This window comes from Stenotrophomonas hibiscicola ATCC 19867 (genome assembly GCF_000382065.1).
Classification (GTDB): Bacteria; Pseudomonadota; Gammaproteobacteria; order Xanthomonadales; family Xanthomonadaceae; genus Stenotrophomonas; species Stenotrophomonas hibiscicola.
In genome coordinates this window covers 292,621-319,387 of the sequence record NZ_KB907499.1, presented here as the reverse complement: position 1 = coordinate 319,387, position 26,767 = coordinate 292,621, and the positions used below count along the sequence as shown (strand labels likewise).

The following is a 26,767-nucleotide window of genomic DNA, read 5'->3' as shown; positions in this document are numbered from 1 at the left end:
CCGATGGGGCGGATCCTGGTGCTGGCCGGCGTCAACGGCGCCGGCAAGAGTTCGCTGCTGGGAACCTGGCTGGAAGCCGAAGGGCTGGGCTGGTTCAACCCTGATTCGTTCACCCGCCGCCTGGTAGAGGCGGGCTGGCCGCTGCCCGACGCCAATGCCGAGGCCTGGCAGGAAGGCACCCGCCGCCTGCGCCAGGCCATGGCCGATGGCACGGACTTCGCCTTCGAGACCACGCTGGGCGGCAACACCATTCCGCGCCTGCTGCGCGAGGCCTGCGAGCACCATCACGTCGCGATCTGGTTCTGTGGCCTGGCCACGGTGGACCTGCACATTGCCCGTGTTGCAGCGCGGGTGGCCGCCGGCGGCCACGACATTCCGGTGGAGAAGATCCACGCCCGCTTCGATTCGGCGCGCGAGAACCTGCTGGAACTGCTGCCACACCTGGCCGAGCTGCATGTCTACGACAACAGCGCTCCCGCCGACGCCGACGGCTGCGTCGAGCCGCTGCCGGTGCTGGCGATGGCGCACGGCCAGCTGCAGTACCCGGTCTCGGTGGCCGAGCTGCTGCACACGCCGGACTGGGCCAAACCCATCGTGATGCGTGCGATGGAGTTAAACGCTGCGCGCGATTGAGGGCGCGTACGTTGTAGAGCCGAGCCCACGCTCGGCTGATCCCCCGAAAGGCAGCCGCGCGCGGGCTTGGCCGTACAACGCCGGCTTCGGCGAGCCTCAGGCCGGCTTTACCTGCTCAGGCTCCGCAGTCTCCGGTAGTGGCGGCAGGCTCGGGTCCACCGTCACCGGCACATCGCTCTTCAGCAGTGCGGCGGCTTCCTTGTCGCTGCCGACCGCCGGCGGTGAACCGCGCAGCGGCAGGCCAGCGGTCTCTTTCACGAACAGCATGGTGACCAGGCCGATCACTGCCGCGCCCATCAGGTAGTAGGCCGGCACCAGCGCATCACCGGTGCGCCCCACCAGCCACGCGGTCACCAGTGGCGTGGTGCCACCGAACAGCGACACCGACACGTTGAACGCGATCGACAGCGCGCTGTAGCGCACCGGGGTGTAGAACAGTGCCGGCAGCGTGGACGGCATCGAGCTGGTGAAGCACACCAGCGCCAGCCCCAGCAGCATCAGGCCGAGGAAGATCAGTCCGTCGTTGCCGCTGCCGATCAGCAGCAGGCAGGGTAGGGCCAGCACGAGCAGCGCGATGCAGGCACCGATGATCATCGGGCGACGGCCAAGCTTGTCACTGAACAATCCGCCGACAATGTTCAGCGGCATCATCACCAGCATCACGATGATGATCAGCAGCAGGCCCTTGCTCTCGGCATAGCCCATGGTGACGCTGAGGTAGCTGGGCATGTAGGTCAGCAGCATGTAGTCGGTCACGTTGAACACCAGCACCAGGCCCATGCAGACCAGCAACTGGCGGCCATGTATCTGGAACAGCGCGGCGAGCCCGGGCCGGTCGTGCTCGCGCTTCTCGGCTTCCTCGGCGAAGGCGCGGAAGGCCGGCGTTTCCTCCAGTTTCATGCGCATGTACAGGCCGAGCAGGCCCAGCGGCCCGGCCACCAGGAATGGAATGCGCCAGCCCCAGTCCAGCATCTGTTCGCTGCTCAACAGCATGTGCAGCGCGGTCACGGTTCCGGCGCCGGCGATGTAGCCGCCCAGCGTGCCGAACTCCAGCCAGCTGCCCATCAGGCCGCGGTTGCGGTCGGTGGAATACTCGGCGATGAAGGTGGCCGCACCGCCGTACTCGCCGCCGGTGGAGAACCCCTGCACCACACGTGCCAGCAGCAACAGCACCGGTGCCCAGATGCCGATGCGCTCGTAGGAGGGAATCAAGCCGATCGAGAACGTGCCCAGCGCCATCAGGATCATGGTGAACGCCAGCACTTTCTGGCGCCCATAACGGTCGCCGAGCGGGCCGAACACCAGGCCGCCGAGTGGACGCACCAGGAATGCCACGGTGAAGGTGGCGAAGGCGGCGATCACCTGTGCCGTGGGGTTGCTGGACGGGAAGAACACCTGGCCGATGGTGACGGCCAGATAGCCGTAGACACCGAAGTCGAACCACTCCATGGCATTGCCAAGTGCGGCGGCGCCCACGGCGCGCTTGAGCATGGGCTTGTCGACGACGGTGATCTCATCGACCTTCAGGTGGCGGCGGCGTTTGAACCAGCCGAAGTGGGCATGGGAATCGGGCGTGTCCTGCATAGGGGCTCCCTTGTAGGTATGGAATAGGGGAATGGGTGCTGTGGTGTGTCCCGGAAATCGGAAACGGCGATGCAGGCGCAAGTGGCGCAGGGGCATCGGAAGGCGGCGTGGGGGCCGGGGAATGTGTGCAGGCGCAACGCCACGCGCACGGCAAAGCACCGCCGCAGGGGCGGAGACGCGAAAACGGGATCACAGCGGCCGAGCAGTCAGCGGCCAGGTATCACATCAGCGTAGGGGTGCAGGCAGAGCGCCTGCGGGCGTCATCCGCCGGGATCCAGCGCGAGGCGATGGAAATGCAGGGCGGGAGCATTCGTGGCAAGCGAAGCGCCGGTCGGCAGTGCTTCCCACGTAACAGGTGCGCCCGTCACGTAGTGGGTCGTGTCGATCATCCGTTCATCATAACGGCATTGGCGTGAGCATGCAGCGAAGCAGGCTGATCTGCACGCTGTGTTCCACCTCGCCTGTTCAGAAGGCTCAGGCCGACTTCGCCACCAAACCGAACACCGTGCAGGCCATCGCCAAGGCGCCCGGCAGTGCCAGTTTCCGCGTGACCAGTGCGGCGCCGATCATGGTGAGCACCGAGAGCATGATGGCCAGGGCGAAGAACGGTTGGCCCTGCAGGAACTGGTGGATGCAACCGGCACAGCCGGCAATGGCCAGGCTGGTGGCAAAGCAGACGTGGAACAGTGAGCCAGCGTACACAGAGGTTCCTCGCGATGATGGAGGCCATAGCGGCAGGCAGGCGGACAAATTTAGCGCTGATTGCAGATTGCGATGACGGGATCACATCCTGTACCCGCTCTGGTGACATCGGCGTGCATAAGGTGGAGCGCACACCCACTTTTCGGATTGATGGAGGATGCAATGGCGCGGACGATTCCCGAGGGAACCCTGATCGTGGTAGCCGACGGTGGTTCGGCGCGGGTGTTCACCAACGTGGGCAGCAACCACCAGTTGACCCTGAAGCAGGAAGGCGAACTGCGCCTGCAGGACATCAGCGAGCAGGGTGTATCCGGGCAGGGGCCTGCGGGTGCCGTGCCGAAGGACATGTCGGTCTCGCAGCTCAATGAGGCCACGTTCGCCAAGCAGGTGGCCGAACAGCTCAACGAAGATGCCTTGAAGAACCGCTATGCGCACCTGGTGTTGATCGCCGACCCGACCACGCTGGGTCGCATTCGTCCGCTGCTGCATAAAGAGGTCCAGGCGCGATTGCTCGGGGATATTGCCAAGGATCTGACCAACGCGCCGCTGGAAGACATCCAGAAGGCACTGGCGGCGTAGCGCTCATGCCGTTCATGCGTGATCACCTTGCGAACGAGCCCACCTCTGCGGAGGTGGCGGCGCAGCCTGGCTGGCAGGTGCTGGAGTTCGGTGCGCCCTGGTGTGGTCATTGCCAGGCCGCGCAGCCCGCGTTGCAGGCCTTTGTCGAAGCGAACGATCTGCCGCATTGGAAGATCGAGGATGGCAAGGGAAGGCCATTGGGGCGAGCGTTCAAGGTGAAGCTGTGGCCGACGGTGGTGCTGCTGCGCGATGGAGAGGAGATCGCGCGGGTGGTAAGGCCGTTGGACAGCGCGGATCTCATGTCGTTGCAGAGCGCACTTCCCGGTTGAAGAGTGAACCCGGTGCGGGCCACCGGGCAGTCGCACTGCAGCATGCGGCGTGACAGGCCGGGTGCTAGGATCCGGCTATCGCCTGAATCGATCCAAATGCCGATGCCCACGCTGGACCGTCGTCTCCTGATCGCTGTCGCCGCCACGGCGATGCTCGCTTCCGGCCTGGCGTCGGCCGCGCCTGCCAGAACCGCCGCCGACAAGGCCTATGCCTCGGTCGACCCGTTCATTGGTACGGGTGGTGAAGGCCACACGTACCCGGGTGCCACGGTGCCGTTCGGCATGGTCCAGCTCAGCCCGGACACACGCATCCAGCCACGCGAAAAGGCCTATGGCTGGGCAGCCGGCTACCGCTACGACGACAGCAGCATCGTCGGCTTCTCGCACACGCATTTTTCCGGCACTGGCCATTCCGATCTGGGCGACATCCTGCTGATGCCGTTCACCGGCAGTCCCGGCCTGGAGCGTGGCGATCCTGAGAAGCCGGGCAGCGGCTATGCCTCTCGCTTCCGCCATGACGATGAGAAGGCCGAGCCGGGCTACTACGCCGTCACCCTGGACGACTACAAGGTGCGCGCCGAGCTGACCACCAGTGCGCGCGTGGGCGTGCATCGCTACGCCTTCCCCAGGGGCGCCGACGCCAAGGTGCTGCTGGACATGCGCACCAGCATGTACGACTACCCGGGCAAGGTGCTGTGGTCGCGGGTGCGGGTTCGCGCCGATGGTACCGTGACCGGCTTCCGGGAGACGCGCGGCTGGGCGCCGGGTCGCCAGCTGTACTTCGCGATGCGTTTCTCGCGGCCGCTTTCCGGGCATGAGCTGCACAACACCGAGCAGGACATCGTCTACAAGGGCTTCCCGCCGCCGGGCGAGAAGGATCCAGCGCAGCGCGCACAGGTCGAGGGCCGCCAGCTGGTCGGTACCTTCGCATTCGGCAAGCTGGATGCACCGCTGGTGGTCAAGGTCGCGATCTCGCCGGTCAGCGAAGCCGGCGCCATTGCCAACCTCGACGCGGAAGTGGCCGACTTTGATTTCGATCGCGTGCGTGCGCAGGCGAAACAGGAATGGACGCAGGCGCTGTCGGTGCTCGATATCGATGCGCCCGAGCACGCCCGCCGCAGTGCCTATACCGCGCTGTACCACACCCTGCTGGGGCCGACGCTGTTCATGGATGCCGATGGCCAGTACCGCGGGCCGGACAATGCGGTGCACAAGGCGGATGGCTTCACGAACTACTCGACGTTCTCGCTGTGGGACACCTACCGCGCGCTGCATCCGTTGCTGACGCTGGTGCAGCCGGAGAAACGCAACAGCGACTTCGTCAATTCGATGCTGGCCCACCACGAGCACAGCCCCTACGGCATGCTGCCGGTGTGGTCGTTCCATGGCCTGGAAGACTGGTGCATGATCGGGTACCACGCCGTGCCGGTGATCGCCGACGCCTACGTGAAGGGCATTCGTGGCTTCGACGCCGACAAGGCATTGAAGGCGATGGTCGAGACTGCCAACTACGGCCCGTACGATGGCATCGCGCAGTACCGTGAGCTGGGATATGTGCCGATCGACGAGGAAGGCGAAGCGGCCAGCAAGACGCTGGAGTACGCCTTTGATGACTGGACCATCGCACGCATGGCGCAGGCGATGGGCAAGGCCGATGTCGCGGCGACCTTCGACAAGCGCGCGGCCAACTGGCGCAATGCGTTCGACAAGGACACCGGCTTCATGCGCGCGCGCAAGCGCGATGGGAGCTTCCGTACGCCGTTCGACCCCAGCGCCAGCGGCTATGGCACCGACTACACCGAGGGCAACGCCTGGCAGTACTCGTGGTACGTGCCGCAGGACGTCGCCGGCCTGGCGGCGGCGCACGGGGGCAGCGACAAGCTGCTCGCGCGCCTGGACGAGGTGTTCAACGCCAAGGTGGATCCATCGATCTTCGAGCACATGGAAGACATCACCGGCCTGATCGGCTGGTATGCGCACGGCAACGAGCCCAGCCACCACGTGGCCTACCTGTATTCGTACGCTGGCCAGCCGTGGCGCACCCAGGCGCGGTTGAAGCAGATCATGGACACCCAGTATGCCGACCGCCCCGATGGGCTGGCCGGCAACGATGATGTCGGCCAGATGTCGGCGTGGTACGTGTTCACCGCCTTGGGCTTCTATCCGGTGGCCCCGGGCTCGGGCGAGTACATCCTCGGCCGCCCGTTCCTGCCGAAGACCGCGATGCGCCTGCCGAACGGCAAGGCGTTCACCATCGTGGCCGATGGGCTGGATGACAGGCACACCTACGTCGGCAACGTGAGCCTCAACGGCAAGCCGCTGCAGCGCACCTTCCTGCGCCATGACGAGATCCTGGCAGGTGGCGAGCTGCGTTTCACCATGCAGGCCGAGCCGAACAAGGATTGGCCGGGGCAGGGCGCGCAGGCGCCCTATTCGATGAGCCGATGACGCGCACTCGGTAGGTGCCGACCTTGGTCGGCACGCTTCACGGGTGACCAGGAACCTGTAGAGCCGAGCCCATGCTCGGCCCAGGCATCGTGCCAGGAGCAGCCGAGCATGGGCTCGGCTCTACAAGGGCGGTTCAACAGCGCTCATCGGAACCGCAACCCCACCCGCGCACCGCCGATCGGGGCGGTATCAATCATCAAGGTCGCGCCATGCCGCTGCGCGATCTCGGCCACGATCGCCAGCCCCAGCCCGCAGCCGTCGCCCTCGCTGCTCGCCCGGTAGAAGCGTTCCGTGACGCGCGCGCGTTCGGCTTCGGCGATGCCTGTACCGTCATCGTCCACCCACACCTGCACGCCCTCGGCATCCCGCTGTAGTCCCAGGGTGATCACGCCGGGCACGGCGCCGTAGCGCAGCGCGTTGTCCAGCAGGTTGCCCAGTGCCTCGCGCAACAGCTGCGGATCGCCTTGTACCTGCACGCCATCGTCGGGTCCGTCGTAACCCAGGTCCACGCCCGCCGCCAATGCACGGTCGGCGTAGCGCTCGACCACGCCCCGTGCCAACGCGGCCAGATCCAGCGGCTGCAGCGGCAGTGCGCTGCCCTGTGGATCTTCCGATCGGCTGAGCATCAGCAGCTGGTTGACCAGGTGCTGCAGCCGCGCCAGCCCGGCCAGCGTGCCGGACAGCGCCAGTTGCTGGGCGTGCGGATCGTGCTGGCGCAATGAACTCTCAAGCTCCACCTGCATCGCTGCCAGCGGCGTGCGCAGCTGGTGCGCGGCATTGCTGACGAAGCGCCGCTGTGCATCCTGCATCGCGTCCAGGCGCTGCAGCAGCGCGTTGTAGGCCTCCACTGCCGGCCACAGTTCGCGCGGAGCTTCCTGCGCCGGATCCAGCGGCGCCAATGGATCCGGCCGCGGGCTGGCCAGCTTCCGCGCAACCAGGTTGGCATGGCGTGCGGCAGCGCCTGTACCGGACCAGGCCAGCCATGCCGCCAGTGCCAGGATCGCAGCCTGGAACGGAACGCTGGTCAGCAGCAGCTTGCGCTCCAGCCGGTGCCGCTTGCGCAGTGTCTCGGCCACGCGCAGCCGGATGTCATGACCCGGTCCGGCGCTGACCACCACTTCGACCATGCGCACGGCCTGCCCACGCAGCCGCGCATCATAGTAGACCGGGTCGTCGCTGCCGGCGGACATCGACGGGCGTGGCAATGCCTCGGGCAGGTCGCCATACAGGCGCCCACCCGCGGCGTCGACCACCTCGCCATGCACTTCGTCGGCGGTGTCCCAGGTGAACATGCGCGACACCGCCGGGGTGATCTCGATGGACGCGCGGCCGTCCTGCACCGTCACCAGCTCGGACAACGACATCGCCGAATCCAGCAGCCAGCGGTCGTAGACCTGGCCGGCGTAGAAGCGCGCCAAGGCGAATGAACCCACTGCGCTGCACAACAGCAGTACCAGCAGTGGCAGCCACAGGCGTCTCAGCAGCAGGCCACGCAGGCTGTGCACGCGCTCAGTCACCCACGGCCTCCAACCGGTATCCAAGCCCACGCAGCATGCGGATGCCGACGCCGGCGTGGGTCTGTTCCAGTTTGCGGCGCAGGCGGCTGACATGCACTTCGATCACCGACAGGTTGGCCTCGTGGTCCCAGCTGTACAGCGCGTCGAACAGGCGCTGCTTGGTAACCGTGCGGCCGGGATGCTGCATCAGTGCCTCGACCAGCGACAGCTCGCGCGCGGTCAGCTCGATGCGCTGACCGTCCACCTGCACTTCATTGCGGACGCTGTCGAAGCACAACCGGCCCAGCCGCTTCTGCGCCGGTGCATCGCTGCGGCGGCGCGACAGCGCACGCAGGCGCGCCTCCAGTTCTCCCAGGGCGAAGGGCTTGGCCAGGTAGTCGTCGCCACCGCGGTCGAGGCCGAGGATGCGGTCCTCCACACCATCGCGTGCGGTCAGGATCAGCACCGGCAGGGTGACGCCGTCGTTGCGCAGGCGTGAGAGCAGGTCCAGGCCATCGACGTCAGGCAATGAAAGGTCCAGCACCATCACGTCATACGGTGCGCTGGCCAGTGCCGCCGGCGCGTGCAGCCCACGCGAGAGGTGGTCGCACAGATGGCCGGCGCCCTGCAGGGCGCGGATCAGTCCATCGGCCAGCGCGGCGTCGTCTTCGATCAGCAGGATTCGCATTGCAAGCTTCGTGCAAGGTTGGGGCAAGTTTGGCGCAAGTGCATCACCTTACCGTGACGTGCATGAATTTCTCCCCTCGTTTTGCGGCCGTGCTGGCCACTCTTCTGTGCGCGCCCACCGCTTCGGCGCTGTCCCTGCAGGAAGCGCAGCGCGCCATGGAAGCACACAACCCGGACCTGCGTGCGGCGGCACTGGCGCTGCGCGGCGTGCAGGGCGATGTGCAGACGGCGGCGTTGCGCCCGGCCACCGAGTTGTCGATCGGCACCAGCAAGATCAGCCCCAAGCATGGCATCGGCTCCGGACGCTGGCAGGACAAGCGGGTGGACAGCACGCTGGGCCTGGGCTGGACCTGGGAGCGCGGTGGCAAGCGTGCGTTGCGTATCCGCCAGGCCGATGCACTGCTGGAAGTTGCGGGGCTGGAGATGCTCGATGCGCGGCGCCGCCAGCAGGTGGCGCTGCATGAAACCTATTTCGGCCTGAAGGGCGCCCAGGAGCGGGCGCAGATTGCCGAGGCCAACCGCCAGAGTTCGGCCGAACAGATGGCGGCGGCGGACAAGCAGGTGGCCACCGGGGCGATGGCGCCGGTGGATCGCGCGCGGCTGGCAGTGGACGACCTGGCGGTGGCCGATGCGGCGCGCGAGGCGGCCCTGGATCTGCGCGATGCACGGCATGCGCTGGGGCTGCTGCTCGGCCGCGACGACAGCCATGACCTCAGCTCCGATGATCCGTGGCCAGACCCCGCGGGCAGGGTCGATACGCGTGCGTTCGACCCACAGCAGCGTGCCGATCTGCGCGCGGCACGTTCGCGCCTGGCCGCGGCCGACGCCGGTGTGGCACTGGCGCGCAGTGAGCGCCATCGCGACATCCAGCTGGGTGTGGAGGCCGAGCGCGAGCCGGCTGACATCAGCGGCGTCACCTGGGGTGTGTCATTGACCATACCGCTCGGCGGCCCGTCACGTGCACGCGGCGCGATCCAGCGTGCCGAAGCCGACCGTGACAATGCCGCGCTGGAGCTGCAGGTGCTGCAGCGCGAAGCGCGTGCCGAACTGGACCAGTTGCAGGCCAGCGCGCAGTCCGCCGCGCAGCGCCGCAGCGACTACGAAGGACTGCAGTCCGACGCCGCACGCAGGGCGGTGCAGGGCATCGAGCTGGCCTACCGCCGCGGCGCCGCCAGCCTGACCGATCTGCTGGATGCGCGCCGCAGCTGGCGCGAGTTCGAGGCCGCGTTGATTGAAGCGCGTGCCGACCATGCCATTGCCCTGGCGCGCTGGGAAGCGGCCACATCCGTGGCTGAAGGAGAGTCCCGATGAAGTCCACCGTCGCTTATCGACCGCAGGCGCGACAGGCCGTGCTGCCGGCCTTGCTGGCGCTGGCCCTGCTGGGCGGCTGCGGCCGCGAACCGGCGTCGTATACCGAGGACGCGCCGAAGGTCAGTGCTGGCCAGATCCAGTTTCCTGCCGGTAGCCGCCAGCTGGACGTGCTACGCAGCGAGGCGGTCACCGCCGGCGCCAGCGCCAGCCTGCAGCTGCCGGGCCGGGTGGTCTGGGACGAGACGCGCTCCAGCGCGCTGCGTACGCCGTTGGCGGGGCAGGTGGCGCGTATCGAGGCACAGCCGGGGCAGAAAGTGAAGGCGGGCCAGGTGATCGCCTGGATCACTTCGCCCGAATTCGGCCAGGCCCAGGCGGAGGGCGTGCGCGGCCGTGCCCAGCTGCAGCAGGCGCGCAAGGAGCTGGAGCGCACCCGCGAGTTGCATGCGGCAGGTGTGGCGTCGGGCCGCGAACTGGACGAGGCCGAGGCCAATTTCGCCGGCAGCCAGGCCGATCACGCGCGTGCGACCGCCTTCGCCAAGGCCTATGGCAATGGCCAGCACGTCGATCAGCGCCTGCCGTTGCGCGCGCCGATCGATGGCGTGCTGGTGGAGCGGCGGATGAGCCCTGGCATGGCGGTCAGCCCCGACAGCGAACGGCCATTGGCGGTGATTGGCGATCCGGACCGCCTGTGGTTGCAGCTGGATGTACCGGAGGGCCTGGCCGGACGTTTGAAGGCGGGCATGCAGGTGAGCGTGCCCGGGGCCGATGGACAGCCGCTGCAGGCGACCCTGCAGCACGTTGATGACTTCGTCGACAGCGAACGCCGCGTGGTGCAGGCGCGCGCCGAGCTGGACAACCGCGCACGCGGTTTCAAGGCGGGGCAGTACGTGCGCGCCCAGGTGGCGTTGCCGGCCGAGGGCGGTGTCTCGCTGCCCGATGCGGCCGTGTTGTTGATCGACGGCAAGCAGGTGGTGTTCGTGGAGGAGGGCAAGGGCCGCTTCGTGCGCCGCGCCGTGCATGCCGAGGAGCTGGGCGATGGCCGGCTGTGGGTGCGTGAGGGCCTGGCCGCAGGCGCCAGGGTGGTGGTAGAAGGCGGCCTGCTGCTGCAGCAGCTGGCGGACAGCGCACCGGCCGCCGCCAGCACCGGCACGGGGCACGCCGCCCCATGATCGATCGCCTGATTGCCTACTGCCTGCGCCAGCCATTGATGGTGATGCTGGCACTGCTGCTGTTCATGGGTGCTGGCATTGCCGCGTTCCGCGTACTGCCGGTGGAAGCCTTCCCGGATGTATCCGACACCCAGGTGACCGTGGTGTCGCTGCACCCGGGCCGTGCCGCCGAAGAGGTCGAGCGCGAGGTGACGATGCCACTGGAAGTGGCGCTGTCCGGCATCCCGCATTCGGTGCGGGCGTTCTCGCATACGCAGTTCGGCCTGTCGATGATCATCCTGACCTTCGACGACAAGGCCGATGACTACTTCGCGCGCCAGCAGGTGCTGGAACGCCTGCAGGGCGTGGAACTGCCGGAAGGGGTAACGCCGGAACTGGAGGCGATGAGCTCGGCGGTAGGTGAGATCTACCGCTATGTGCTGAAAGGCCCGCACATGACGCCGACCCAGCTGCGCACCGTGCAGGAATGGACAATGGAACGCAGCCTGCGCACCGTGCCGGGCGTGGCCGATGTGATCAGCTTCGGTGGCTTCGCGCGCACCTTCCAGGTCAAGCCGGACCTGGACAAGCTGCGTGACCGTGGCATCAGCCTCGGTGAGTTCGCCGAGGCGCTGGAGAAGGGCAGCTCGAATGCGGGCGGCGGCTACGTGGAGCGTGGGCAGCAGCAGTTCCTGATCCGTGGCGTGGGCCTGATGCGTTCGCCGGCGGACATTGGCAATGTGGTGGTGGCGCAGCGCGGGGGCACGCCTATCCTGGTGCGCGACCTGGCCGGCATCGCCGACACCGGCCTGCCGCGCCAGGGCCTGGTCGGCCAGGACGACAACGACGATGCAGTGTTCGGCATGGTGCTGATGCGCAAGGGCGAGAACCCGTCCGACGTGCTCGACGCCCTGCATGCGCGCATCGCGGAGATCGAGGCCAACCAGTTGCCGGCCGGCGTCAGCATCGAGCCGTTCTACGACCGCTCGTGGCTGGTCACGACCACGCTGAAGACGGTCTTCCGCAACCTGCTGGAAGGCGCGGTGCTGGTGTTCCTGGTGCTGTGGCTGTTCCTGTACAACGCCCGGGCCGCGCTGATCGTTGCTGCGATGATGCCGCTGGCCCTGCTGTCGACCTTCCTCGGCCTGCATCTGTGGGGTGTGCCGGCCAACCTGCTGTCGCTGGGTGCGATGGACTTCGGCATCATCATCGATGGCGCGGTGATCGTGACCGAGCACATCGTCTCGCGATTGTCGAAGCTGCCCCCTGCGGCCGATCGTAAGACACGGTTCTCGACCGTTCTTTCAGCTGCATCGGAAGTGGGCCGGCCGACGTTCTTCTCGATGCTGATCATCATCGCGGCGCATATCCCGATCTTCACCCTGCAGCGCCAGGAAGGCCGCATGTTCGCGCCGATGGCGTACTCGGTGACCTCGGCATTGATCGGCGCGCTGATCCTGGCGCTGGCCGTGGTGCCGTTGTTCTGCTACTGGTGGCTGCGGCGCGACCGCATGCGCGACGGCAATCCGCTGATGGACCGCCTGACCGGCTGGTACCGGCCGGTCCTGGAGCGCGCACTGGCCCGCCCGCGTGCGGTGGTACTGACCGCAGTCGCGCTGCTGGTGGGCACGCTGGCGCTGGGCACCCGCCTGGGATCGGAGTTCCTGCCCGAGCTGGACGAAGGCTCGATCTGGCTGACCGCCACGCTAGACCCCAGCACCAGCCTGGCCGAAGCGCAGCAGCAGTCGCGGCGCATCCGCGAACTGGTCGGCACGTTCCCGCAGGTATCGACGGTGGTGGCCAAGCTGGGACGCCCGGAAGACGGCTCCGATGCCAAGGGCGCCAACCAGATCGAGGCGCTGGTGGCGTTGAAGCCGGAGAAGGAATGGCCGAAAGGCGTGGACAAGCGACAGCTGGTGAGCGACCTGCAGCGCACGCTGGAGCAGCGCATTCCGGGCCCCGAGTTCTCGATTTCGCAGCCGGTGCGCGACAACATCCTGGAGAGCATCTCGCAGATCAAGGGCCAGGTGGTGATCAAGGTCAGCGGCTCGGATCTGGACGTGTTGAACCAGCAGGCGCAGGCGATCCTCGGCCAGGTACGCGGCGTGGAGGGCGTGGAGAGCGCCTTCATCGACCGCGACGGGTCATTGCCGCAGCTGCAGATCGAGATCGACCGCGACCGCGCCGCGCGCTATGGCCTGAACGTACGCGACGTCGACGAAGTGATCGAGACCGCACTGGGCGGGCGCCAGGTCGGTGAACTGTGGGAGGGCGACCGCAGGTTCCCGATCACGCTGCGCCTGGACGACGCCGACCGCGACCTGCAGCGGCTGCGCACGGTGCCGGTGGGCATCGGCGATGGCCACACCGTGACGCTGGCCGACGTGGCCGACTTCCGCATGGCCAGCGGCGCGATCAACATCTCGCGCGAGAACGCACAGCGGGTAAAGGCGGTGAGCATCTTCATCGCCGGGCGTGACATGGGCAGTGTGGTGGCCGACATGCGCAAGCGCGTGGAGGCCAGCGTGCAGCTGCCGGAAGGCTACCGGCTGGAGTGGTCCGGCGAGTTCGAGAACCAGCAACGTGCGATGAAGCGTCTGGGATGGGTGATCCCGCTGTCGGTGCTGATCATCTTCGTACTGCTGTTCGATGCCTTCAAGGACGTCAGCAGCGCCGCACTGATCCTGGCCAACGTGCCACTGGCGATGATCGGCGGCATCCTCGCCCTGTGGTTGACTGGGATTCCACTGTCGGTGTCGGCGGCGATCGGCTTCATTGCATTGTTCGGGCAGGCGGTGCTGAACGGGGTGGTGATGCTCAGCCGCTTCGCGCAGCTGCGCGAGCAGGGCATGGACCTGCTGCAGTCGGTGGTACAGGGCTCGCTGCAGCGCCTGCGCACGGTGCTGATGACCGCACTGCTGGCGATGTTCGGCCTGCTGCCGATGGCCACCTCGCATGCGATCGGTGCCGAGACCCAGAAGCCGCTGGCGGTGGTGGTGATCGGCGGCCTGCTGTCGGCGATGCTGCTGACCCTGCTGGTACTGCCCACGTTGTACTACTGGGTGCACCGCCGCCGCGAGGCGCGCATCGCCTGACCTACCTGTAGAGCCGAGCCCATGCTCGGCTGCTTCTGGCCTTTGCGCGAAGAGCAGCCGAGCATGGGCTCGGCTCTACAAGGGCGTCGCGCCATGCGTGGATGCCACCTGTGCGGACTACACCATCCCGCCGTTGGCGCGCAGGACCTGGCCGTTGACCCACCCGCCATCGGCACCGGCCAGGAACCCCACCGCACCGGCGATGTCCTCCGGCGTACCCAGCCGCTCCAGGGGGTTCATCTTCGCCAACCGCTCGATCAGCTCCGGCGATTTCCCATCCAGGAACAGATCGGTGGCGGTCGGGCCCGGCGCCACGGCGTTCACGGTGATGTTGCGCCCGCGCAGCTCCTTGCTGAGGATCGCGCCCATGGTCTCCACCGCCGACTTGCTGGCCGCATACACGCTGTAGTTCTCCAGCCGGGTCCCGACCACGCTGGTGGACAGCGTGACGATGCGCCCGCCGTCGCGCACCCGTCGCGCGCTTTCGCGCAGCACGTTGAAGGCGCCCTTGAGGTTGATGCCAATCACCCGATCGAACAGGGCGTCGTCGGTGTCGGCGAGCGGCGCCAGCTGCAGCACGCCGGCGCTGTTGACCACCACGTCGATGCCGCCGAAACGGGCCTCGATGGCGTTGAACAGCTGGTAGACCGCCTGCGGATCGGCCACGTCGGCCTGCAGCGCGATGGCCTGCGCGCCGGCTGCGTTGAGTTCGGCCGCCAAGGCTTCGGCGTCGTCGCAGCGGCCCGCATAGTTGATCGCGACCGCGTGGCCATCGGCGGCCAGGCGGCGGGAGATGGCCGCGCCGATGCCACGGGAGCCGCCGGTGACCAGAGCGACAGAGCGGGCGGGGGAGAGGGTCATGGTGGCTTCCACGGGGCGCGCCGGAGCGGCGCAGGGCTATGTTCGCGCCATCGCACGTTCGGATAATCCTGCATAATCCGCCTACATTATCCGGATAGCCGAACAATGGACCGCTTTACGGCCATGCGCGCCTTCGTCCGTATCGTCGAGCGCCGTAGCTTCACCCGGGCCTCCGAGGACCTCGGCCTGCCGCGGGCCACGGTGACCGACGCGATCAAGGCGCTGGAACAGCGGCTGGGCGTGCGCCTGCTGCACAGGACCACGCGGCTGGTGGTGCCGACGTTGGAAGGCGAGGCCTTCTATGGCCGTTGCCTGCGCCTGATCGCCGACATGGACGATGCCGAGGCCGCCTTCCGTGACGCGCCGCCGCGCGGCCCCTTGCGCATTGAAGTGCACGGCACGCTGGGCCGGCACCTGCTGTTTCCGCAGCTGCCGGACTTCCTGCAGCGCTACCCGGAGATCGAACTGGACGTCAGCGAAGGCGACCGCTATGTCGACCTGCTGCGCGAAGGCGTGGATGCAGCGTTGCGGGTGGGGACGCTGGCCGATAGCGATCTGGCGGCGCGCCGGTTGACGATGCTGCGCGAGGTGACGGTGGCCTCGCCAAGCTATTTGCAGGTCAGGGGCGCGCCGGGCAGCATCGATGCCCTGCAGGACGGCCACCAGATGGTCGGCTATCGCTCCAGCGCCACCGGCCAGCTGATTCCGCTGGAGTTCCAGCAGGGCGGGCAGGTACGCTACGTGCCGCTGCCGGCGCGGGTGCGTGTGTCCGGTGCGGATGCGTTCCTCGGCGCCGCGCTGGCGGGCTTGGGCATCATCCAGGCTCCGCGCTACCGGATGGACCCGTATATCGCGCGCGGGCAGCTGGTGGAGCTGTTGCCGGACGCGCCGCCGACCCCAAGCCCGTTGAGCCTGGTCTACCCGCGCAACCGCACGCCGTCGCCGCGCTTGCGGGTGTTCATCGACTGGGTGGCCGGGGTGTTCGAGCAGACCGGGGTTGCCGGCCAGCGGCCGGCACTACCGGAGCGGCACGCGAAGCTGTCCGACCGCAGGGGGTAGTGCCGGCCGCTGGCCGGCATCACAGCGCGTGCAGCGGCCCCTGCATGCGATGGAAACTGCCATCGGTGGCGGTGAACCAGGCCAGCGAATGCCCGCACGCGAAGTCATCGACATGCACGACCGTAGCGCCATCGGCTTCCTGCCACGAAATGGCATAGACCCCGTCGCTGATCTGCTGCCACTCGCAGGCGGCTTCACCCTGTGCACCGGCATAGGCGCCAGAGACGATGGCATACTGCACATGGCGGCCATCGGCACTGTATGCGTTGTCTGCCGTCAGGCCGTCATAGCTGACGCGGAAGCGGCGGCCGGCGAACAGTGGCAGGGGGGACGCCGCGTTCATCGGATCGCCACCGGGTTTATGTTGACCTGGGTCGAGCCGACGTACAGCGGCTGGCCGAGCACGAACAGGAATTCCCAGGCCTTGTCGCGCACCAGCGCACGGCTGTCGATCAGCTCCAGGTTGTAGATGCCGCGCTTGGCCAGCATGTACTGGTTGATCGGGAACTCCTCGGCACCGTTCGGGTTCGGGTAGACCTCCGAGGCCCAGGTGTCGCCACCGAAGGCGACGATGCCCTGGTCGGCCAGCCACTTCGCCGCCTGCATGCCAATGCCCGGTTCCACTTCCAGGAACTGTTTGTCGTCCTTGCCGACCAGTTCCAGCCAGCCGGTGTTGAACAGCACCACGTCGCCCTTGCGCAGGCTCAGGCCCTGCTTCTTCAGCACGGCCTGGATGTCGGCCACGGTGAACTCGGTGCCGCCGGGCACGATCGCCTTGCCGTAGTACGCGCTCATGTCCAGCACGACGCCGCGGGTGACCATCGGCGGCACCTTCTCGACGCCGAGCTTGCGCACGCCGTCCACGGTGACGAAGTCGGCAGCCTTGTTGCCGTTGTAGTAGACGTTGTCGATGCCGATATGGCCGATGCCGTTGAGCTGGGTGCCAACGCCGGTCCAGGCGTTCACCAGTTCATCGTTGAAGGTGAACCTGTTGGGGCCCAGCGACTTGCCTGCCTGCTGGCCGACCTGCACGTTGTACAGGCGGAAGCTGCGGTGGCGGAAAGCGGGCAGGTTCTTGTCCACCGGCACCGCCAGCGGATAGGTCTTGCCGGTCCTGACCAGCGATACCGCGTGCTTGACCACGTCCGCGGTCAGCAGGTTGGCCGCGCCGATCTCGTCGTTGGCGCCGTAGGCAGAGGGATGCCACTCCTCGGCGGTGGCCTGGAAGGACAGCGGCAGGGTGGCCAGCGCAAGCGCGGCCAGGGTCTTGATCTTCATGGCAAAGCTCCGATAACTGTCAGGCCGTCGCGGGGGCGGCAAGCGGGGCATGCGGCGCAGTGGCGTCGGCATGGGCCGGGAAGTGCGGCAGCACGTACTCGGCGATCTCGTGGAAGGTCTCGGCCAACGGCCGTTCGTTGCGGCGGAACTGCAGGCCGATGTGGTCGACACCGGCCGCCTGCATGGCGTGCAGCTCGGCCAGCACGGCGTTGCGGCCGCCGCGCAGCCCAAAGCGCCAGCGCTGCAGCGGGGCATCGGCATCGGCCACCAGGTCCAGGTGGATGAAGCTGGCATACGGCTTGTTGCCGGCCACGGCGCGCCAGGCCGCCACGCGTTGCGCATGGTCCTGTGGCGTGCCCGGGTAGGCCAGGCAGCCATCCATGTGCTGGCCGATCCACGCCGGTTGCTGCTGGGCCAGGCCGGCCACGAACAACGGCAGGGCCGGGCCAACCGCAGGCAGCACGTCCAAGCCCTGCGGCAGGTGCGCGGCGGCGCCTTCGCGCAGCAATGCGATCTGCTCGCGGAAGCGGCTGCCCCGCGTGTCGAAATCGCGGCCGAACAGCGGGTACTCCACCGGGCGGTCGCCACTGGCCACGCCCAGCAGCAGGCGGTCACCGCTGAGCCGCTGCACGCTGCGCGCCGACTTCAGGGTCAGCAACGGCTCGCGGATCGGCAGCACCACCGCACCAGTACCCAGCAGGATGTCTTTGGTGATGCCAGCCAGGTAGCCGAGGTAACTGAATACCTCGAACACCTGTGCCGCATCACCGAAGGCCGGGTCGTACACCGGCACGTCGCGCACCCACAGCGCACGGAAGCCGAGGCGGTCGGCCAAGCGTGCCAGTTCTGCATGGCACTGCAGGTCCGGTTCGCCGGGCAGGCGTCGCGCGGCGCGTCGTGCCTGTTCGCCCAGCGGCGTCCAGTCATTGTCCAGCGGTGCTTCGATGCCGATGCTGAAACCACCGGCCTGCAACCGGGTCATCGCACTGCCCATGGCCTGGCGCCTCAGTCCCAGGCCGGGGCCAGGCCCGGCGGATCGACGTCGCGGCCGTTGCGGTCAAGCGCGGCGATCGCGGCCATGTCATCGGCATCCAGGCGCAGGTCCTGGGCGAGCAGGTTGCTGGCCAGGTTCTCGCGCTTGGTCGAGGACGGGATGACCGAGTAACCGCGCTGCAGCGCCCACGCCAGCGCAACCTGGGCCACGGTGGCCTGGTGCTTGCCGGCGATGGTGGCCAGCACCGGATCCTTCAGCACCTTGCCGTAGGCCAGGGTCATGTAGGAGGTCACGGTGATGCCCTGGTCCTGCAGGAAGGTGGTCAGTGCCGGGTTCTGCAGGTAGGGGCTCAGTTCGATCTGGTTGGTGGCGATCTCGCCGGCACCGACCACCTCGATGGCCTGCCGGGTCAGCTCGATGTTGAAGTTGGACACACCGATCTGGCGGGTCAGGCCCAGCGTCTTGGCGTCGGCCAGCGCGGTCATGTACTCGCGCAGTTCAACGCCATTGCCCGGCGCCGGCCAGTGGATCAGCAGCAGGTCGACATAGTCGGTGCGCAGCTTGGCCAGGCTGTCGCGCAGGCTCGGGATCAGCTTGTCGGCGGCGTAGTTGTCCACCCAGATCTTGGTGGTCAGGAACAGCTGGTCGCGTGGGACGCCGGATTCGGCGATGGCCTGGCCGACTTCGGCTTCGTTGCCATAGATCTGCGCGGTATCGATCGCACGGTAGCCGACCTCAAGGGCGTTGCGCACCGAGTCGATGACGGTCTGGTCGGTCAGGCGGAAGGTGCCGACGCCAAAGGAAGGAAGGCTCATGATGGACTCCAGGGACTTCGTTGAGAGCCGGTGGGCTCGGGACAGGGCGAAGTGTGGGCGCTTTACATTTGTTGATTAAGCTGTGTATACGGGAAACGCTTTTGCGCCGAGGTAAAAAATGAAAACCAACCTGGATGAGCTGAAGGCCTTCGTGGCCGTGGTCGACAGTGGTTCGATCACGGCGGCGGCCGAGGCGCTGGAGCTGACCATCTCCGCCACCAGCCGCACCCTGGCGCGGCTGGAAGACAAGCTGCAGACCACGCTGCTGCGGCGGACCACGCGGCGGCTGGAGCTGACCGAGGAAGGCGCGGCGTTCCTGGAGTACGCGCGCACGATCCTGGCCACGGTGGACGAGGCCGAGGAACAGATGGCCGCGCGGCGGCTGCAGCCGGTCGGGCGCCTGCGCGTGGACGCCGCCACGCCGTTCATGCTGCATGTGATCGTGCCGTTGCTGGAGGGCTTCCGCGAGCGCTACCCGCAGGTCGAGCTGGAGCTGAATTCCAACGAGGGCATCACCGACCTGATCGAGAAGCGCACCGACGTGGCGTTCCGCATCGGCGTGCTGCGCGATTCCACCCTGCATGCGCGGCCGATCGGCCACAGCCGCATCCGCGTCGTCGCCAGTCCCGAGTACCTGCGACGGCATGGCACGCCGACACGCGTGGAGCAGCTGCGCAAGCACGATCTGCTGGGATTTACCCAGCCCAGTTCATTGAACGAGTGGCCGCTGCACGATGCCGATGGCGGGCCTTTCGTGATCGCGCCGGCGATCGCTTCGTCCAGTGGCGAGACGCTGCGGCAGATGGCGGTGGCCGGGCTGGGCATCGCCTGCCTGTCTGATTTCCTGACCCGCCAGGATCGGCGTGAGGGCCGCCTGGTGCAGCTGTTCGCCAAGCAGACGCAGGAGGTGCGGCAGCCGATCAATGCGGTGTACTACCGCAACACCGCGCTGGCCGCGCGCATCACGTGCTTCGTCGACCACGTGACGCAGACGCTGGGACAGCGACCGTTCGACGAATAGAGAAGGGTAGAGCCGGCCGCTGGCCGGCTTTCCCCACCTGCCGGATCACCGCAGCTGCCGGCCAGCGGCCCGGCACTACCGTTGGCTGCGTCGAGCGCATCGGTAGATCCACGCCATGCGTGGATGGCGTGTTCCAACCGACCTGCGGTCGGTGTTAGCGGTTGCGCAGCGCGCGCCGATTGCCGATGTGAGCGAACGCCAGCAGCGCGCCACCACTGGCTGTCACTACGCCATGCCAGAGCAGCGATTCCTTCAGCGGCAGATACAGAGAGGCCGACAGCAGCAGGATGGCGCCGGCGCAGGCCAGCCGCAGGGGCTGCCAGCGCCCGTGCCGGTGCACCCCGGCCGAGGTGCTCGCCAAGGCCAGCGAGGAGGCCAGCAGCGCGAACAGCCACTCCCAGCGCGACATCATCAGCAGCAATGTCATCGCGCCATGGCCGGGATGCTGGAACGAGCGCAGCGCCATCATCGCTGCCGGCACGAAGGCCAGCAGCAGGGGCAGGGCGATGCAGTGGGCGGCGCAGGCCAGGGACAGCCAGGCACCGGCAAGATCGAAGCGGGGGTGCCAGCGTGCCGAAGTTGGCGGCTGGGCCAGGGCCCTTGCGGGGGTCGTGGGAATGTGGTCCATAATGTTACATAGTAACAATTGGAGTCTTTCCCATGAAGCTTCCCGCTGCTCTTTTCCTGCTGCTGGCTGCCAGCGCCGCGCAGGCCCACGACATCCGCCAGCACGCACCGCATGTGCATGGCCAGGCGACAGTGGATGTTGCGCTTGACCAGCAAACCCTGGAATTCGCCCTTCAGGCCCCCGGCATCGGCATCCTCGATTACGAGCGGCCGCCGGCCAATGCAGCCGAGCAGGCCGCGCTGGCACGGGCGACGTCATTGCTGAAGGGCGGCAACTGGGTCACCTTGCCCACCGCTGCGGGCTGCCGTCTGGCCACCAGTAAAGCCGATGCGGAGGGCTTCGGCGCGACGGCCACCGCGCCGCCGCCGGGACAGCACCGGCACGCAGGTTTCAGCGCAACGCTGCAGTACCACTGTGCCAAACCTGCCGCGCTGCGCGCCATCGTCGTGCGCCTGCCCGTACTTTTCCCGGGCCTGCACGAAGTCATCGTCAACAGCGCAACCGCCAATGGTCAAAACCGCAGTGTGCTGACGCCCGACAACCTGCGCGTGGTGCTGGCACCGTGAGCGCGGCACCGGTGATCTCGCTGGAAGACGTGCAGTTCGGCTACGGCACGCGGCTGGTGCTGGACATCCCGCGGTTGTGGGTCGAGCAGGGCAGCAGCGTGTTGCTGCGCGGAATCAGCGGTGGCGGCAAAAGCACCCTGCTGGGCCTGCTGGCGGGCGTGCTGCTGCCCGGCAAGGGCCGTGTCGAGGTGGCCGGCCACGCACTGCAGGACATGGGGGGTGCGGCGCGGGATCGTTTCCGTGCCGACCAGTTGGGCGTGATCTTCCAGCAGTTCAATCTGCTGCCGTTCCTCACCGTGCGCGACAACATCGCGCTGGGCCTGCGCTTCTCGCGCCTGCGCAGCGCACGCATCAGCGGGCCGCTGGATGCCGAGATCGCCCGCCTGCTGCAGGCCCTGCAGCTCAATCCTGAGCTGATGCAGCGGCGGGCGGGTACGCTCAGTGTTGGCCAGCAACAACGCGTGGCGGCAGCGCGCGCCCTGATCGGCCGTCCGACGTTGCTGCTGGCCGATGAGCCCACCTCGGCGCTCGACCGCGAAGCGGCGAGCGCCTTCCTGCAGCTGATGTCCGCGCAGTGCCAGGCGGCCGGCACCACGGTGCTGGTGGTCAGCCATGACGACAGCCTGCAGCCGTTGTTCGATCGCACCATTTCACTGACCGAGATCAACCAGGCAGGTGCCGGCCATGCTTGAGCTTGCCTGGGCCAGCCTGCGCAGCCGCGCGTTGAGCGTGGGCCTGACCGTGCTGGTCATCACCCTCAGCGTGGTGCTGCTGCTGGGCGTCGAGCGTGTACGCACGCAGGCGCACGAGGGGTTTGCCAGCACCGTATCGGGCACCGATCTGATCGTCGGTGCGCGTTCGGGACCGGTGAACCTGCTGCTGTATTCGGTGTTCCATATCGGCGACCCGACCAACAACGTGTCCTGGCAGTCCTACCAGGAGCTGTCCGCATTGCCGCAGGTGAAGTGGTCGGTGCCGTTGTCGCTGGGCGATTCCTGGCGCGGCTACCGGGTAGTGGGTACCACTGGCGGCTACTTTGAACACTATCGTTATGGTTCCGGCCACGCGCTGGCCTTTGCACAGGGGCGGCCCTTCGATGATCTGTATGACGCGGTGATCGGCGCGGAGGTGGCTCGCGCGCAGAAGGTCGGCCTCGGCGACGAGATCGTGCTGGCGCACGGCACCGGCGCGGTCACGCTGGCCACGCATGCCGACAAGCCGTTCCGCGTTGCCGGCATCCTGCAGCGCACAGGCACGCCGGTGGATTCGTCGCTGCTGGTCTCGCTGCCGGCCATCGAGGCGATCCATGTTGACTGGCGATCGGGCGTGCAGCTGCGCAGCCAGAGCGTCAGCGCCGAGCAGGCGCGCCACCTGGACCTGACCCCGACCAGCATCACCGCCTTCATGCTCGGCCTGAACTCGCGCATCTCCACGTTCTCGGTAGAGCGCAGGATCAACGAGTATCCGGACGAGGCGATGCTGGCGATCCTGCCCGGCGTGACCCTACAGCAGCTGTGGCAGTCGCTGGGCACCGCCGAGCGAGCCCTGCAGCTGATCAGTGCAATGGTGGTGCTGCTGGGCATGGTCTCGCTGGTGGCGCTGCTGGTCTCCACCCTGCAGGAGCGGCGGCGCGAGATGGCCATCCTGCGTGCCACCGGTGCGCGACCGGGCTACATCGCTGGCCTGCTCGTGGTGGAAGCGGTGGCGACCAGTGCGGTGGCCAGCGTGCTGGCCCTGTCGCTGCTGGTGGTCGCCAGCATTGCCGGGCGCGGCTGGGTACTGGCCACCTTCGGTCTGTCGATCACCCATGTCTGGCCGGATGGCCGTGAACTGGCATGGGCTGCGGGCGTGCTGCTGATCAGCGCCGTAGCCGGGCTGGTCCCGGCGTTGCTCGCTTACCGGCGCACCTTGGCCGATGGCCTTTCACCGGGAGGCTGAGCATGCGATGGATGCGGGTAGTGGCAATGGTGCTGGCGCTGGCCGCCTGTGAGCGGCCGGTGGATACCGGCGTACAGGCCTTGCCACCCTCGCCGGTCGTCGACCGCGATGACCCTGCAGGCGCTGTGGAGCAGGAGCTGGACTGGTTGCAGATGATGCCCAAGGACGAGCTGGCCGCGCTGGAGCGGGGCGAGGGCCCGGAGGTCGAGCACAGCGGCAACCGGCGCATGCCGCAGTTCGGTACCTTCCGCACGGTGGACACGGTCCTGCAGCGGCCGGTGCGCCTGCCGGGTTACGTGGTGCCACTGGCCAACGCGCAGGACGGGCGGCTGACCGAATTCCTGTTCGTGCCGTACTACGGCGCCTGCATCCACGTGCCACCACCACCACCGAACCAGATCGTGCACGTAGTGCTGCCGCGCCCGATCGAGATGCCGGACATGTACTCACCGTTCTTCCTGGCCGGCACCCTGCGCGCCGAACGCTTGGATGACGATCTGGCCGGTTCGGCCTACACCATGCGTGACGCACAGCTGAGGCCCTATGAACCGTAGTCACCTGTTGCTGGCGGTGGGATGCCTGTGGTTGGCAGGCTGTACGGCGCCGGGCGGCGATGCCTTGGTGGTCGGGCCGCAGGACAAGCCGGCGCCCTCCGCCACGGCCGAAGCCCCCATCGACCGTTGGGACGCGTTGCGACCCGACGAAGTGAGCTACCAGCGCCCACCCCCGCAGATCGGCCTGTCACGCAATGGCATGGAGGGCGAGGGTGGCCTGATCGACGACACCGGCTCGGGCACGCCACCGGGGCTGGAGATCGACCATTCCAGCCCGGACCGGGCCAAGCAGTTCGGCTCCTCGCGCGTGGTCGACGCTGTCGACGGTCGCGCGGTGGATCTGGATGGCTACGTGGTGCCGCTCGGCACCAACGATGCCGGCCTGGTCGATGAACTGCTGTTCGTGCCGTTCTACGGCGCGTGTATCCATGTGCCGCCGCCGCCACCCAACCAGATCATCCACGCGACCCTGGCGACACCGATCGCGCTGGGCGATCTGTGGGATCCGTACCGGCTTGCCGGCCGCCTGCAGGTGAAGCGTTTCGACGCGGACATCGCCAGCGCGTCCTACGATGCCGCGGCAGCCACGCTGACGGCGATCCGCAACTGATGCGCAGGCGATGGCCCATGGCTACCGGGGTGCTGCTGGGCGCGGTGGTGCTGCTGGTGTGGTGGCAGCGGCAGCGCGCACCCACCGCGCCGCCTGCGGTCGCGTTTCCGGCACCGGCGTCCGATGCCAGCCAGCGTATCGAACAGCGTCTGGGTGATGACCCCGCGTTTCGCAACGACGTGCTCTTCCTGCTCGCAGCAACATTGCGCGACCGCTGCCAGCCGGCGCAGGCGGGGCTGCTGGCGCGCATGGCCAATCGTGCATCGCTGCCGGTGCTGGCGGCAGTCAGCGCGGTGACCCAGCAGGACCCATCGCTGGACCGGCCGATCTACCAGTACATCCAGCACCGCGCCGATGCGACGCCGTGCGGGCAGCCGCTGCAGATGCCGTTGGCCGTTGGGCGCAGCATGGCCGTGGACATCGAACAGTATGCGCGCACGTTTCCGGACAGCTACTTCGACCCGCAACGCAGCAGCGAACCGCGGGATTTTGGTGGACTGTCGCTGCAGCAGCGTGCCGGCAACGCCTGCAACAGCGTGGTGTATTCGGTGCTGCCGCTGGGTGGCGCCGACTGGCGGTGCAGCAGCCTGCGCGCGAATGCCCGTGCGCGGGTGCGCGGCCTGTGCGAGGACGAGCTGCGGCGCCAGCATGGGGGAACTGGCGGGGAACTGGACATGGCCGTGGGGAAGGGCATGCAGGCGGTGGTGGTATCGGCGATTGCCGCACTGCCGGAAGATTGCCGGTGATGATCCCTGACACCGGGCACGACCCGGCATGAGGGGCACGACAACATGAACATTGCCCGGGCCCCAATCTGAATTGGTGGCGCTGTTTTCATAACTATACAGGACATCCTGTATAGTTATGGCCGTATTCCACCCCCGATCAGGTTCTCCCATGGCTTTGTCCCAGCCCTTGGCCGGTGCGCCGGCCCTGTCGCGTGCCCGTCGCTGGGCGCTGTTGTTCACCGTCGCCGCCGGCCTGCTGCTGGTCACGCTCGACAACTCCGTGCTCTACACTGCGCTGCCCACCCTTACCGAAGAACTCTCGGCCAGTGCCGGCCAGGCGCTGTGGATCATCAACGCCTATCCGCTGGTGATGGCCGGCCTGCTGCTGGGTGCGGGCACGCTGGGCGACCGCATCGGTCACCGGCGCATGTTCCTGATCGGCCTGGTGGTGTTCGGCGTCGCCTCGCTGGCAGCGGCGTTCGCTGACACCGCAACGCAGCTGATTGCCGCGCGTGCATTCCTGGCGATCGGTGCCGCAGCGATGATGCCGGCCACGTTGGCGTTGATCGGACTGAGCTTCCACGAAGAACGCGAACGCAACATCGCCATCGCGATCTGGGGTTCGGTCGCCATCGTCGGTGCGGCGCTCGGCCCGATCATTGGCGGCTGGCTGCTGCAGCACTTCTGGTGGGGCTCGGTGTTCCTGATCAACGTGCCGGTGGTGGTGGTCGCGTTCGTGGCCACGCTGCTGCTGGCGCCGGAAGGACAGCGCGACACCTCGCGGCCATGGGACCTGGTGTCGTCAGTGCTGGCATTGGCTGCACTGTCCGGCTTGGTGCTGGCGATCAAGTCGCTGATCGCCACGCCGCCCTCATATGCGCTGGGCGCAGCCGCGCTGGTGTTGGCCGTCATCAGCGGTGCGGTGTTCGCACGCCGCCAGCAGCAGCTGCCGTACCCGCTGCTGGACTTTGCGATCTTCCGTAATCCGGCGTTCCTGGCCGGCACGCTGTCGGCGGTGTTCACCCTGTTCGCGATGGCCGGCCTGCAGTTGGTCACCACGCAGCGCTTCCAGCTGGTGGCAGGTTTCACGCCGCTGCAGGCGGGCCTGCTGGTGTCGGTGGCGGCACTGGGCAGCCTGCCCAGTGCGCTGCTCGGCGGCAGCATCCTGCACCGGGTTGGCCTGCGCCCGCTGATCTGTGGTGGCCTGGCCGCAGGTGCGCTGGGCGTCGGCGTGGTGGCGTTCGGCTTCCTGCACGGCCTTGGTTGGGTGGTGGCTGGCATGGCCATCACCGGCTTCGGTATGGGTTCGGCCATCTCGGTGGCGTCCACCGCCATCCTCAACAACGTGCCGGCGCACCGTGCGGGCATGGCCTCGTCGGTGGAAGAAGTGTCCTATGAGTTCGGTGGCCTGCTGGCGGTGGCGATGCTGGGCAGCTTGAGTGCCGCAATGTACAGCGCGTTCCTGCCGGTCTCGGCCGATATGCCCGCGCTTGCCCGCGAGGGTTTCACCCAGGCGCTGCATGCCGCGCGCGAGAGCGGGCAGGGCGAGTGGTTCGCACTGGCTGCGGCCGCGTATGACCGTGGCTACCAGATCGTGCTGCTGGTGATCACGGCGGTGCTGGCGCTGGGTGCGGCGATCATCGCGCGCCTGCTGCGCGGCCGCGTCGGCAGCCGCGAGGGCGCGGCCGATCGCGTAAAATGAA

Annotated in this window: 27 protein-coding genes; 16 read left to right on the top strand and 11 right to left on the bottom strand. The window is 67.6% G+C overall.

From position 1 onward, the window contains the following. Nucleotides 1–3: 3 nt before the first annotated feature. Nucleotides 4–633, top strand: coding sequence for an ATPase (locus tag G370_RS0106355; RefSeq protein ID WP_010485380.1), 630 nt, complete (start codon nt 4–6; stop codon nt 631–633). 96 nt (nt 634–729) lie between these two features. Here the strand turns inward: G370_RS0106355 and proP are convergent, their stop codons facing one another. From proP to G370_RS0106345, 3 genes are all read right to left on the bottom strand, one after another. Then, entirely contained in the window at nt 730–2,217 is a 1,488-nt protein-coding gene (gene proP, locus G370_RS0106350; protein WP_019659841.1) for a glycine betaine/L-proline transporter ProP, read from the bottom strand. A 260-nt stretch (nt 2,218–2,477) separates the two neighbouring features. Further along, complete coding sequence (locus tag G370_RS1000000121990; protein WP_256202341.1) at nt 2,478–2,606, bottom strand: hypothetical protein; 129 nt, start codon at nt 2,604–2,606, stop codon at nt 2,478–2,480. A gap of 85 nt (nt 2,607–2,691) precedes the next feature. Further along, nucleotides 2,692–2,919, bottom strand: a complete 228-nt coding sequence (locus G370_RS0106345; protein ID WP_019337747.1) for a hypothetical protein — start codon at nt 2,917–2,919, stop codon at nt 2,692–2,694. 162 nt (nt 2,920–3,081) lie between these two features. Between G370_RS0106345 and G370_RS0106340 the strand changes: the two genes are divergently transcribed. The 3 genes from G370_RS0106340 (at nt 3,082) to G370_RS0106330 (ending at nt 6,275) form a co-directional block, all read left to right on the top strand. Continuing rightward, nucleotides 3,082–3,498 carry a baeRF12 domain-containing protein gene (locus tag G370_RS0106340; RefSeq protein WP_019337746.1) on the top strand — a complete coding sequence of 139 codons (417 nt, stop codon included), beginning with the start codon at nt 3,082–3,084 and terminating at the stop codon, nt 3,496–3,498. A gap of 5 nt (nt 3,499–3,503) precedes the next feature. Beyond that, complete coding sequence (locus tag G370_RS0106335; protein WP_019659840.1) at nt 3,504–3,827, top strand: thioredoxin family protein; 324 nt, start codon at nt 3,504–3,506, stop codon at nt 3,825–3,827. Between the two features lie 96 nt (nt 3,828–3,923). After that, on the top strand, nt 3,924–6,275 hold the full coding sequence (locus G370_RS0106330) for a GH92 family glycosyl hydrolase (protein ID WP_019659839.1): 2,352 nt from the start codon (nt 3,924–3,926) through the stop codon (nt 6,273–6,275). 143 nt (nt 6,276–6,418) lie between these two features. Here the strand turns inward: G370_RS0106330 and G370_RS0106325 are convergent, their stop codons facing one another. Both G370_RS0106325 and G370_RS0106320 read right to left on the bottom strand, forming a co-directional pair. Next, nucleotides 6,419–7,792, bottom strand: a complete 1,374-nt coding sequence (locus G370_RS0106325) for a sensor histidine kinase (RefSeq protein ID WP_019659838.1) — start codon at nt 7,790–7,792, stop codon at nt 6,419–6,421. Continuing rightward, the gene (locus tag G370_RS0106320) at nt 7,785–8,459 is read right to left on the bottom strand and encodes a response regulator (protein ID WP_019659837.1); all 675 of its coding nucleotides are present in this window, start codon (nt 8,457–8,459) and stop codon (nt 7,785–7,787) included. The genes G370_RS0106325 and G370_RS0106320 overlap by 8 nt, the downstream gene beginning before the upstream one ends. 62 nt (nt 8,460–8,521) lie before the next feature. Between G370_RS0106320 and G370_RS0106315 the strand changes: the two genes are divergently transcribed. Genes G370_RS0106315 through G370_RS0106305 form a run of 3 tightly spaced genes read left to right on the top strand, consistent with a single transcriptional unit; the run spans nt 8,522 to nt 14,012 of the window. Next, nucleotides 8,522–9,769: a TolC family protein gene (locus G370_RS0106315; protein WP_019659836.1), complete on the top strand. Its 1,248-nt coding sequence runs from the start codon at nt 8,522–8,524 to the stop codon at nt 9,767–9,769. After that, on the top strand, nt 9,766–10,938 hold the full coding sequence (locus G370_RS0106310) for an efflux RND transporter periplasmic adaptor subunit (protein WP_019659835.1): 1,173 nt from the start codon (nt 9,766–9,768) through the stop codon (nt 10,936–10,938). The genes G370_RS0106315 and G370_RS0106310 overlap by 4 nt, the downstream gene beginning before the upstream one ends. Further along, nucleotides 10,935–14,012: an efflux RND transporter permease subunit gene (locus G370_RS0106305; RefSeq protein ID WP_019659834.1), complete on the top strand. Its 3,078-nt coding sequence runs from the start codon at nt 10,935–10,937 to the stop codon at nt 14,010–14,012. The genes G370_RS0106310 and G370_RS0106305 overlap by 4 nt, the downstream gene beginning before the upstream one ends. Before the next feature lie 117 nt (nt 14,013–14,129). Here the strand turns inward: G370_RS0106305 and G370_RS0106300 are convergent, their stop codons facing one another. Further along, complete coding sequence (locus tag G370_RS0106300; protein ID WP_019659833.1) at nt 14,130–14,873, bottom strand: SDR family oxidoreductase; 744 nt, start codon at nt 14,871–14,873, stop codon at nt 14,130–14,132. A 105-nt stretch (nt 14,874–14,978) separates the two neighbouring features. Between G370_RS0106300 and G370_RS0106295 the strand changes: the two genes are divergently transcribed. After that, on the top strand, nt 14,979–15,932 hold the full coding sequence (locus G370_RS0106295) for a LysR family transcriptional regulator (RefSeq protein ID WP_019659832.1): 954 nt from the start codon (nt 14,979–14,981) through the stop codon (nt 15,930–15,932). 19 nt (nt 15,933–15,951) lie between these two features. Here G370_RS0106295 and G370_RS0106290 read toward each other — a convergent pair whose 3' ends face one another. From G370_RS0106290 to dkgB, 4 genes are read right to left on the bottom strand one after another with little or no spacing between them, the layout of a single operon-like run. Beyond that, nucleotides 15,952–16,275 (bottom strand): MoaF-related domain-containing protein, encoded by a 324-nt coding sequence (locus G370_RS0106290; protein ID WP_019659831.1) that lies wholly within the window; start codon nt 16,273–16,275, stop codon nt 15,952–15,954. After that, entirely contained in the window at nt 16,272–17,210 is a 939-nt protein-coding gene (locus tag G370_RS0106285) for a cyclase family protein (protein WP_019659830.1), read from the bottom strand. The genes G370_RS0106290 and G370_RS0106285 overlap by 4 nt, the downstream gene beginning before the upstream one ends. 19 nt (nt 17,211–17,229) lie before the next feature. Continuing rightward, the gene (locus G370_RS0106280; protein WP_019659829.1) at nt 17,230–18,204 is read right to left on the bottom strand and encodes a TIGR03571 family LLM class oxidoreductase; all 975 of its coding nucleotides are present in this window, start codon (nt 18,202–18,204) and stop codon (nt 17,230–17,232) included. 11 nt (nt 18,205–18,215) lie between these two features. After that, a complete protein-coding gene (dkgB, locus tag G370_RS0106275; protein ID WP_019659828.1) occupies nt 18,216–19,019 on the bottom strand; it encodes a 2,5-didehydrogluconate reductase DkgB in 804 nt (267 codons plus the stop codon). A gap of 118 nt (nt 19,020–19,137) precedes the next feature. Here dkgB and G370_RS0106265 point away from each other — a divergent pair, with 118 nt between their 5' ends. Beyond that, nucleotides 19,138–20,040 (top strand): LysR substrate-binding domain-containing protein, encoded by a 903-nt coding sequence (locus tag G370_RS0106265; RefSeq protein WP_019659827.1) that lies wholly within the window; start codon nt 19,138–19,140, stop codon nt 20,038–20,040. Between the two features lie 154 nt (nt 20,041–20,194). Here G370_RS0106265 and G370_RS0106260 read toward each other — a convergent pair whose 3' ends face one another. Further along, nucleotides 20,195–20,668 carry a MerC domain-containing protein gene (locus tag G370_RS0106260; protein WP_019659826.1) on the bottom strand — a complete coding sequence of 158 codons (474 nt, stop codon included), beginning with the start codon at nt 20,666–20,668 and terminating at the stop codon, nt 20,195–20,197. Between the two features lie 32 nt (nt 20,669–20,700). Here G370_RS0106260 and G370_RS0106255 point away from each other — a divergent pair, with 32 nt between their 5' ends. The 7 genes from G370_RS0106255 (at nt 20,701) to G370_RS0106225 (ending at nt 26,766) form a co-directional block, all read left to right on the top strand. Then, nucleotides 20,701–21,234 (top strand): ZrgA family zinc uptake protein, encoded by a 534-nt coding sequence (locus G370_RS0106255; RefSeq protein WP_019659825.1) that lies wholly within the window; start codon nt 20,701–20,703, stop codon nt 21,232–21,234. Beyond that, the gene (locus tag G370_RS0106250; protein WP_019659824.1) at nt 21,231–21,926 is read left to right on the top strand and encodes an ATP-binding cassette domain-containing protein; all 696 of its coding nucleotides are present in this window, start codon (nt 21,231–21,233) and stop codon (nt 21,924–21,926) included. Before G370_RS0106255 ends, G370_RS0106250 begins: the two co-directional genes overlap by 4 nt. Further along, complete coding sequence (locus tag G370_RS0106245; protein ID WP_019659823.1) at nt 21,919–23,172, top strand: ABC transporter permease; 1,254 nt, start codon at nt 21,919–21,921, stop codon at nt 23,170–23,172. The genes G370_RS0106250 and G370_RS0106245 overlap by 8 nt, the downstream gene beginning before the upstream one ends. A gap of 2 nt (nt 23,173–23,174) precedes the next feature. Then, a complete protein-coding gene (locus G370_RS0106240) occupies nt 23,175–23,726 on the top strand; it encodes a DUF3299 domain-containing protein (protein WP_019659822.1) in 552 nt (183 codons plus the stop codon). Continuing rightward, nucleotides 23,716–24,336 (top strand): DUF3299 domain-containing protein, encoded by a 621-nt coding sequence (locus G370_RS0106235; protein ID WP_019659821.1) that lies wholly within the window; start codon nt 23,716–23,718, stop codon nt 24,334–24,336. Before G370_RS0106240 ends, G370_RS0106235 begins: the two co-directional genes overlap by 11 nt. Then, a complete protein-coding gene (locus G370_RS0106230; RefSeq protein WP_026347001.1) occupies nt 24,336–25,082 on the top strand; it encodes a hypothetical protein in 747 nt (248 codons plus the stop codon). Before G370_RS0106235 ends, G370_RS0106230 begins: the two co-directional genes overlap by 1 nt. Nucleotides 25,083–25,233: 151 nt before the next feature. Continuing rightward, the gene (locus G370_RS0106225) at nt 25,234–26,766 is read left to right on the top strand and encodes an MFS transporter (protein WP_019659819.1); all 1,533 of its coding nucleotides are present in this window, start codon (nt 25,234–25,236) and stop codon (nt 26,764–26,766) included. Nucleotide 26,767: the final 1 nt, after the last annotated feature.

What these genes read in the sequence shown, in the direction of transcription:
- G370_RS0106355 (WP_010485380.1), top strand. Translation starts at nt 4, where the DNA reads ATGGGGCGGATCCTGGTGCTGGCCGGCGTCAACGGCGCCGGCAAGAGT.
- proP (WP_019659841.1), bottom strand. Translation starts at nt 2,217, where the DNA reads ATGCAGGACACGCCCGATTCCCATGCCCACTTCGGCTGGTTCAAACGC.
- G370_RS1000000121990 (WP_256202341.1), bottom strand. Translation starts at nt 2,606, where the DNA reads ATGATCGACACGACCCACTACGTGACGGGCGCACCTGTTACGTGGGAA.
- G370_RS0106340 (WP_019337746.1), top strand. Translation starts at nt 3,082, where the DNA reads ATGGCGCGGACGATTCCCGAGGGAACCCTGATCGTGGTAGCCGACGGT.
- G370_RS0106335 (WP_019659840.1), top strand. Translation starts at nt 3,504, where the DNA reads ATGCCGTTCATGCGTGATCACCTTGCGAACGAGCCCACCTCTGCGGAG.
- G370_RS0106330 (WP_019659839.1), top strand. Translation starts at nt 3,924, where the DNA reads ATGCCGATGCCCACGCTGGACCGTCGTCTCCTGATCGCTGTCGCCGCC.
- G370_RS0106320 (WP_019659837.1), bottom strand. Translation starts at nt 8,459, where the DNA reads ATGCGAATCCTGCTGATCGAAGACGACGCCGCGCTGGCCGATGGACTG.
- G370_RS0106315 (WP_019659836.1), top strand. Translation starts at nt 8,522, where the DNA reads ATGAATTTCTCCCCTCGTTTTGCGGCCGTGCTGGCCACTCTTCTGTGC.
- G370_RS0106310 (WP_019659835.1), top strand. Translation starts at nt 9,766, where the DNA reads ATGAAGTCCACCGTCGCTTATCGACCGCAGGCGCGACAGGCCGTGCTG.
- G370_RS0106305 (WP_019659834.1), top strand. Translation starts at nt 10,935, where the DNA reads ATGATCGATCGCCTGATTGCCTACTGCCTGCGCCAGCCATTGATGGTG.
- G370_RS0106300 (WP_019659833.1), bottom strand. Translation starts at nt 14,873, where the DNA reads ATGACCCTCTCCCCCGCCCGCTCTGTCGCTCTGGTCACCGGCGGCTCC.
- G370_RS0106295 (WP_019659832.1), top strand. Translation starts at nt 14,979, where the DNA reads ATGGACCGCTTTACGGCCATGCGCGCCTTCGTCCGTATCGTCGAGCGC.
- G370_RS0106290 (WP_019659831.1), bottom strand. Translation starts at nt 16,275, where the DNA reads ATGAACGCGGCGTCCCCCCTGCCACTGTTCGCCGGCCGCCGCTTCCGC.
- G370_RS0106285 (WP_019659830.1), bottom strand. Translation starts at nt 17,210, where the DNA reads ATGAAGATCAAGACCCTGGCCGCGCTTGCGCTGGCCACCCTGCCGCTG.
- G370_RS0106280 (WP_019659829.1), bottom strand. Translation starts at nt 18,204, where the DNA reads ATGGGCAGTGCGATGACCCGGTTGCAGGCCGGTGGTTTCAGCATCGGC.
- dkgB (WP_019659828.1), bottom strand. Translation starts at nt 19,019, where the DNA reads ATGAGCCTTCCTTCCTTTGGCGTCGGCACCTTCCGCCTGACCGACCAG.
- G370_RS0106265 (WP_019659827.1), top strand. Translation starts at nt 19,138, where the DNA reads ATGAAAACCAACCTGGATGAGCTGAAGGCCTTCGTGGCCGTGGTCGAC.
- G370_RS0106260 (WP_019659826.1), bottom strand. Translation starts at nt 20,668, where the DNA reads ATGGACCACATTCCCACGACCCCCGCAAGGGCCCTGGCCCAGCCGCCA.
- G370_RS0106255 (WP_019659825.1), top strand. Translation starts at nt 20,701, where the DNA reads ATGAAGCTTCCCGCTGCTCTTTTCCTGCTGCTGGCTGCCAGCGCCGCG.
- G370_RS0106245 (WP_019659823.1), top strand. Translation starts at nt 21,919, where the DNA reads ATGCTTGAGCTTGCCTGGGCCAGCCTGCGCAGCCGCGCGTTGAGCGTG.
- G370_RS0106240 (WP_019659822.1), top strand. Translation starts at nt 23,175, where the DNA reads ATGCGATGGATGCGGGTAGTGGCAATGGTGCTGGCGCTGGCCGCCTGT.
- G370_RS0106235 (WP_019659821.1), top strand. Translation starts at nt 23,716, where the DNA reads ATGAACCGTAGTCACCTGTTGCTGGCGGTGGGATGCCTGTGGTTGGCA.
- G370_RS0106230 (WP_026347001.1), top strand. Translation starts at nt 24,336, where the DNA reads ATGCGCAGGCGATGGCCCATGGCTACCGGGGTGCTGCTGGGCGCGGTG.
- G370_RS0106225 (WP_019659819.1), top strand. Translation starts at nt 25,234, where the DNA reads ATGGCTTTGTCCCAGCCCTTGGCCGGTGCGCCGGCCCTGTCGCGTGCC.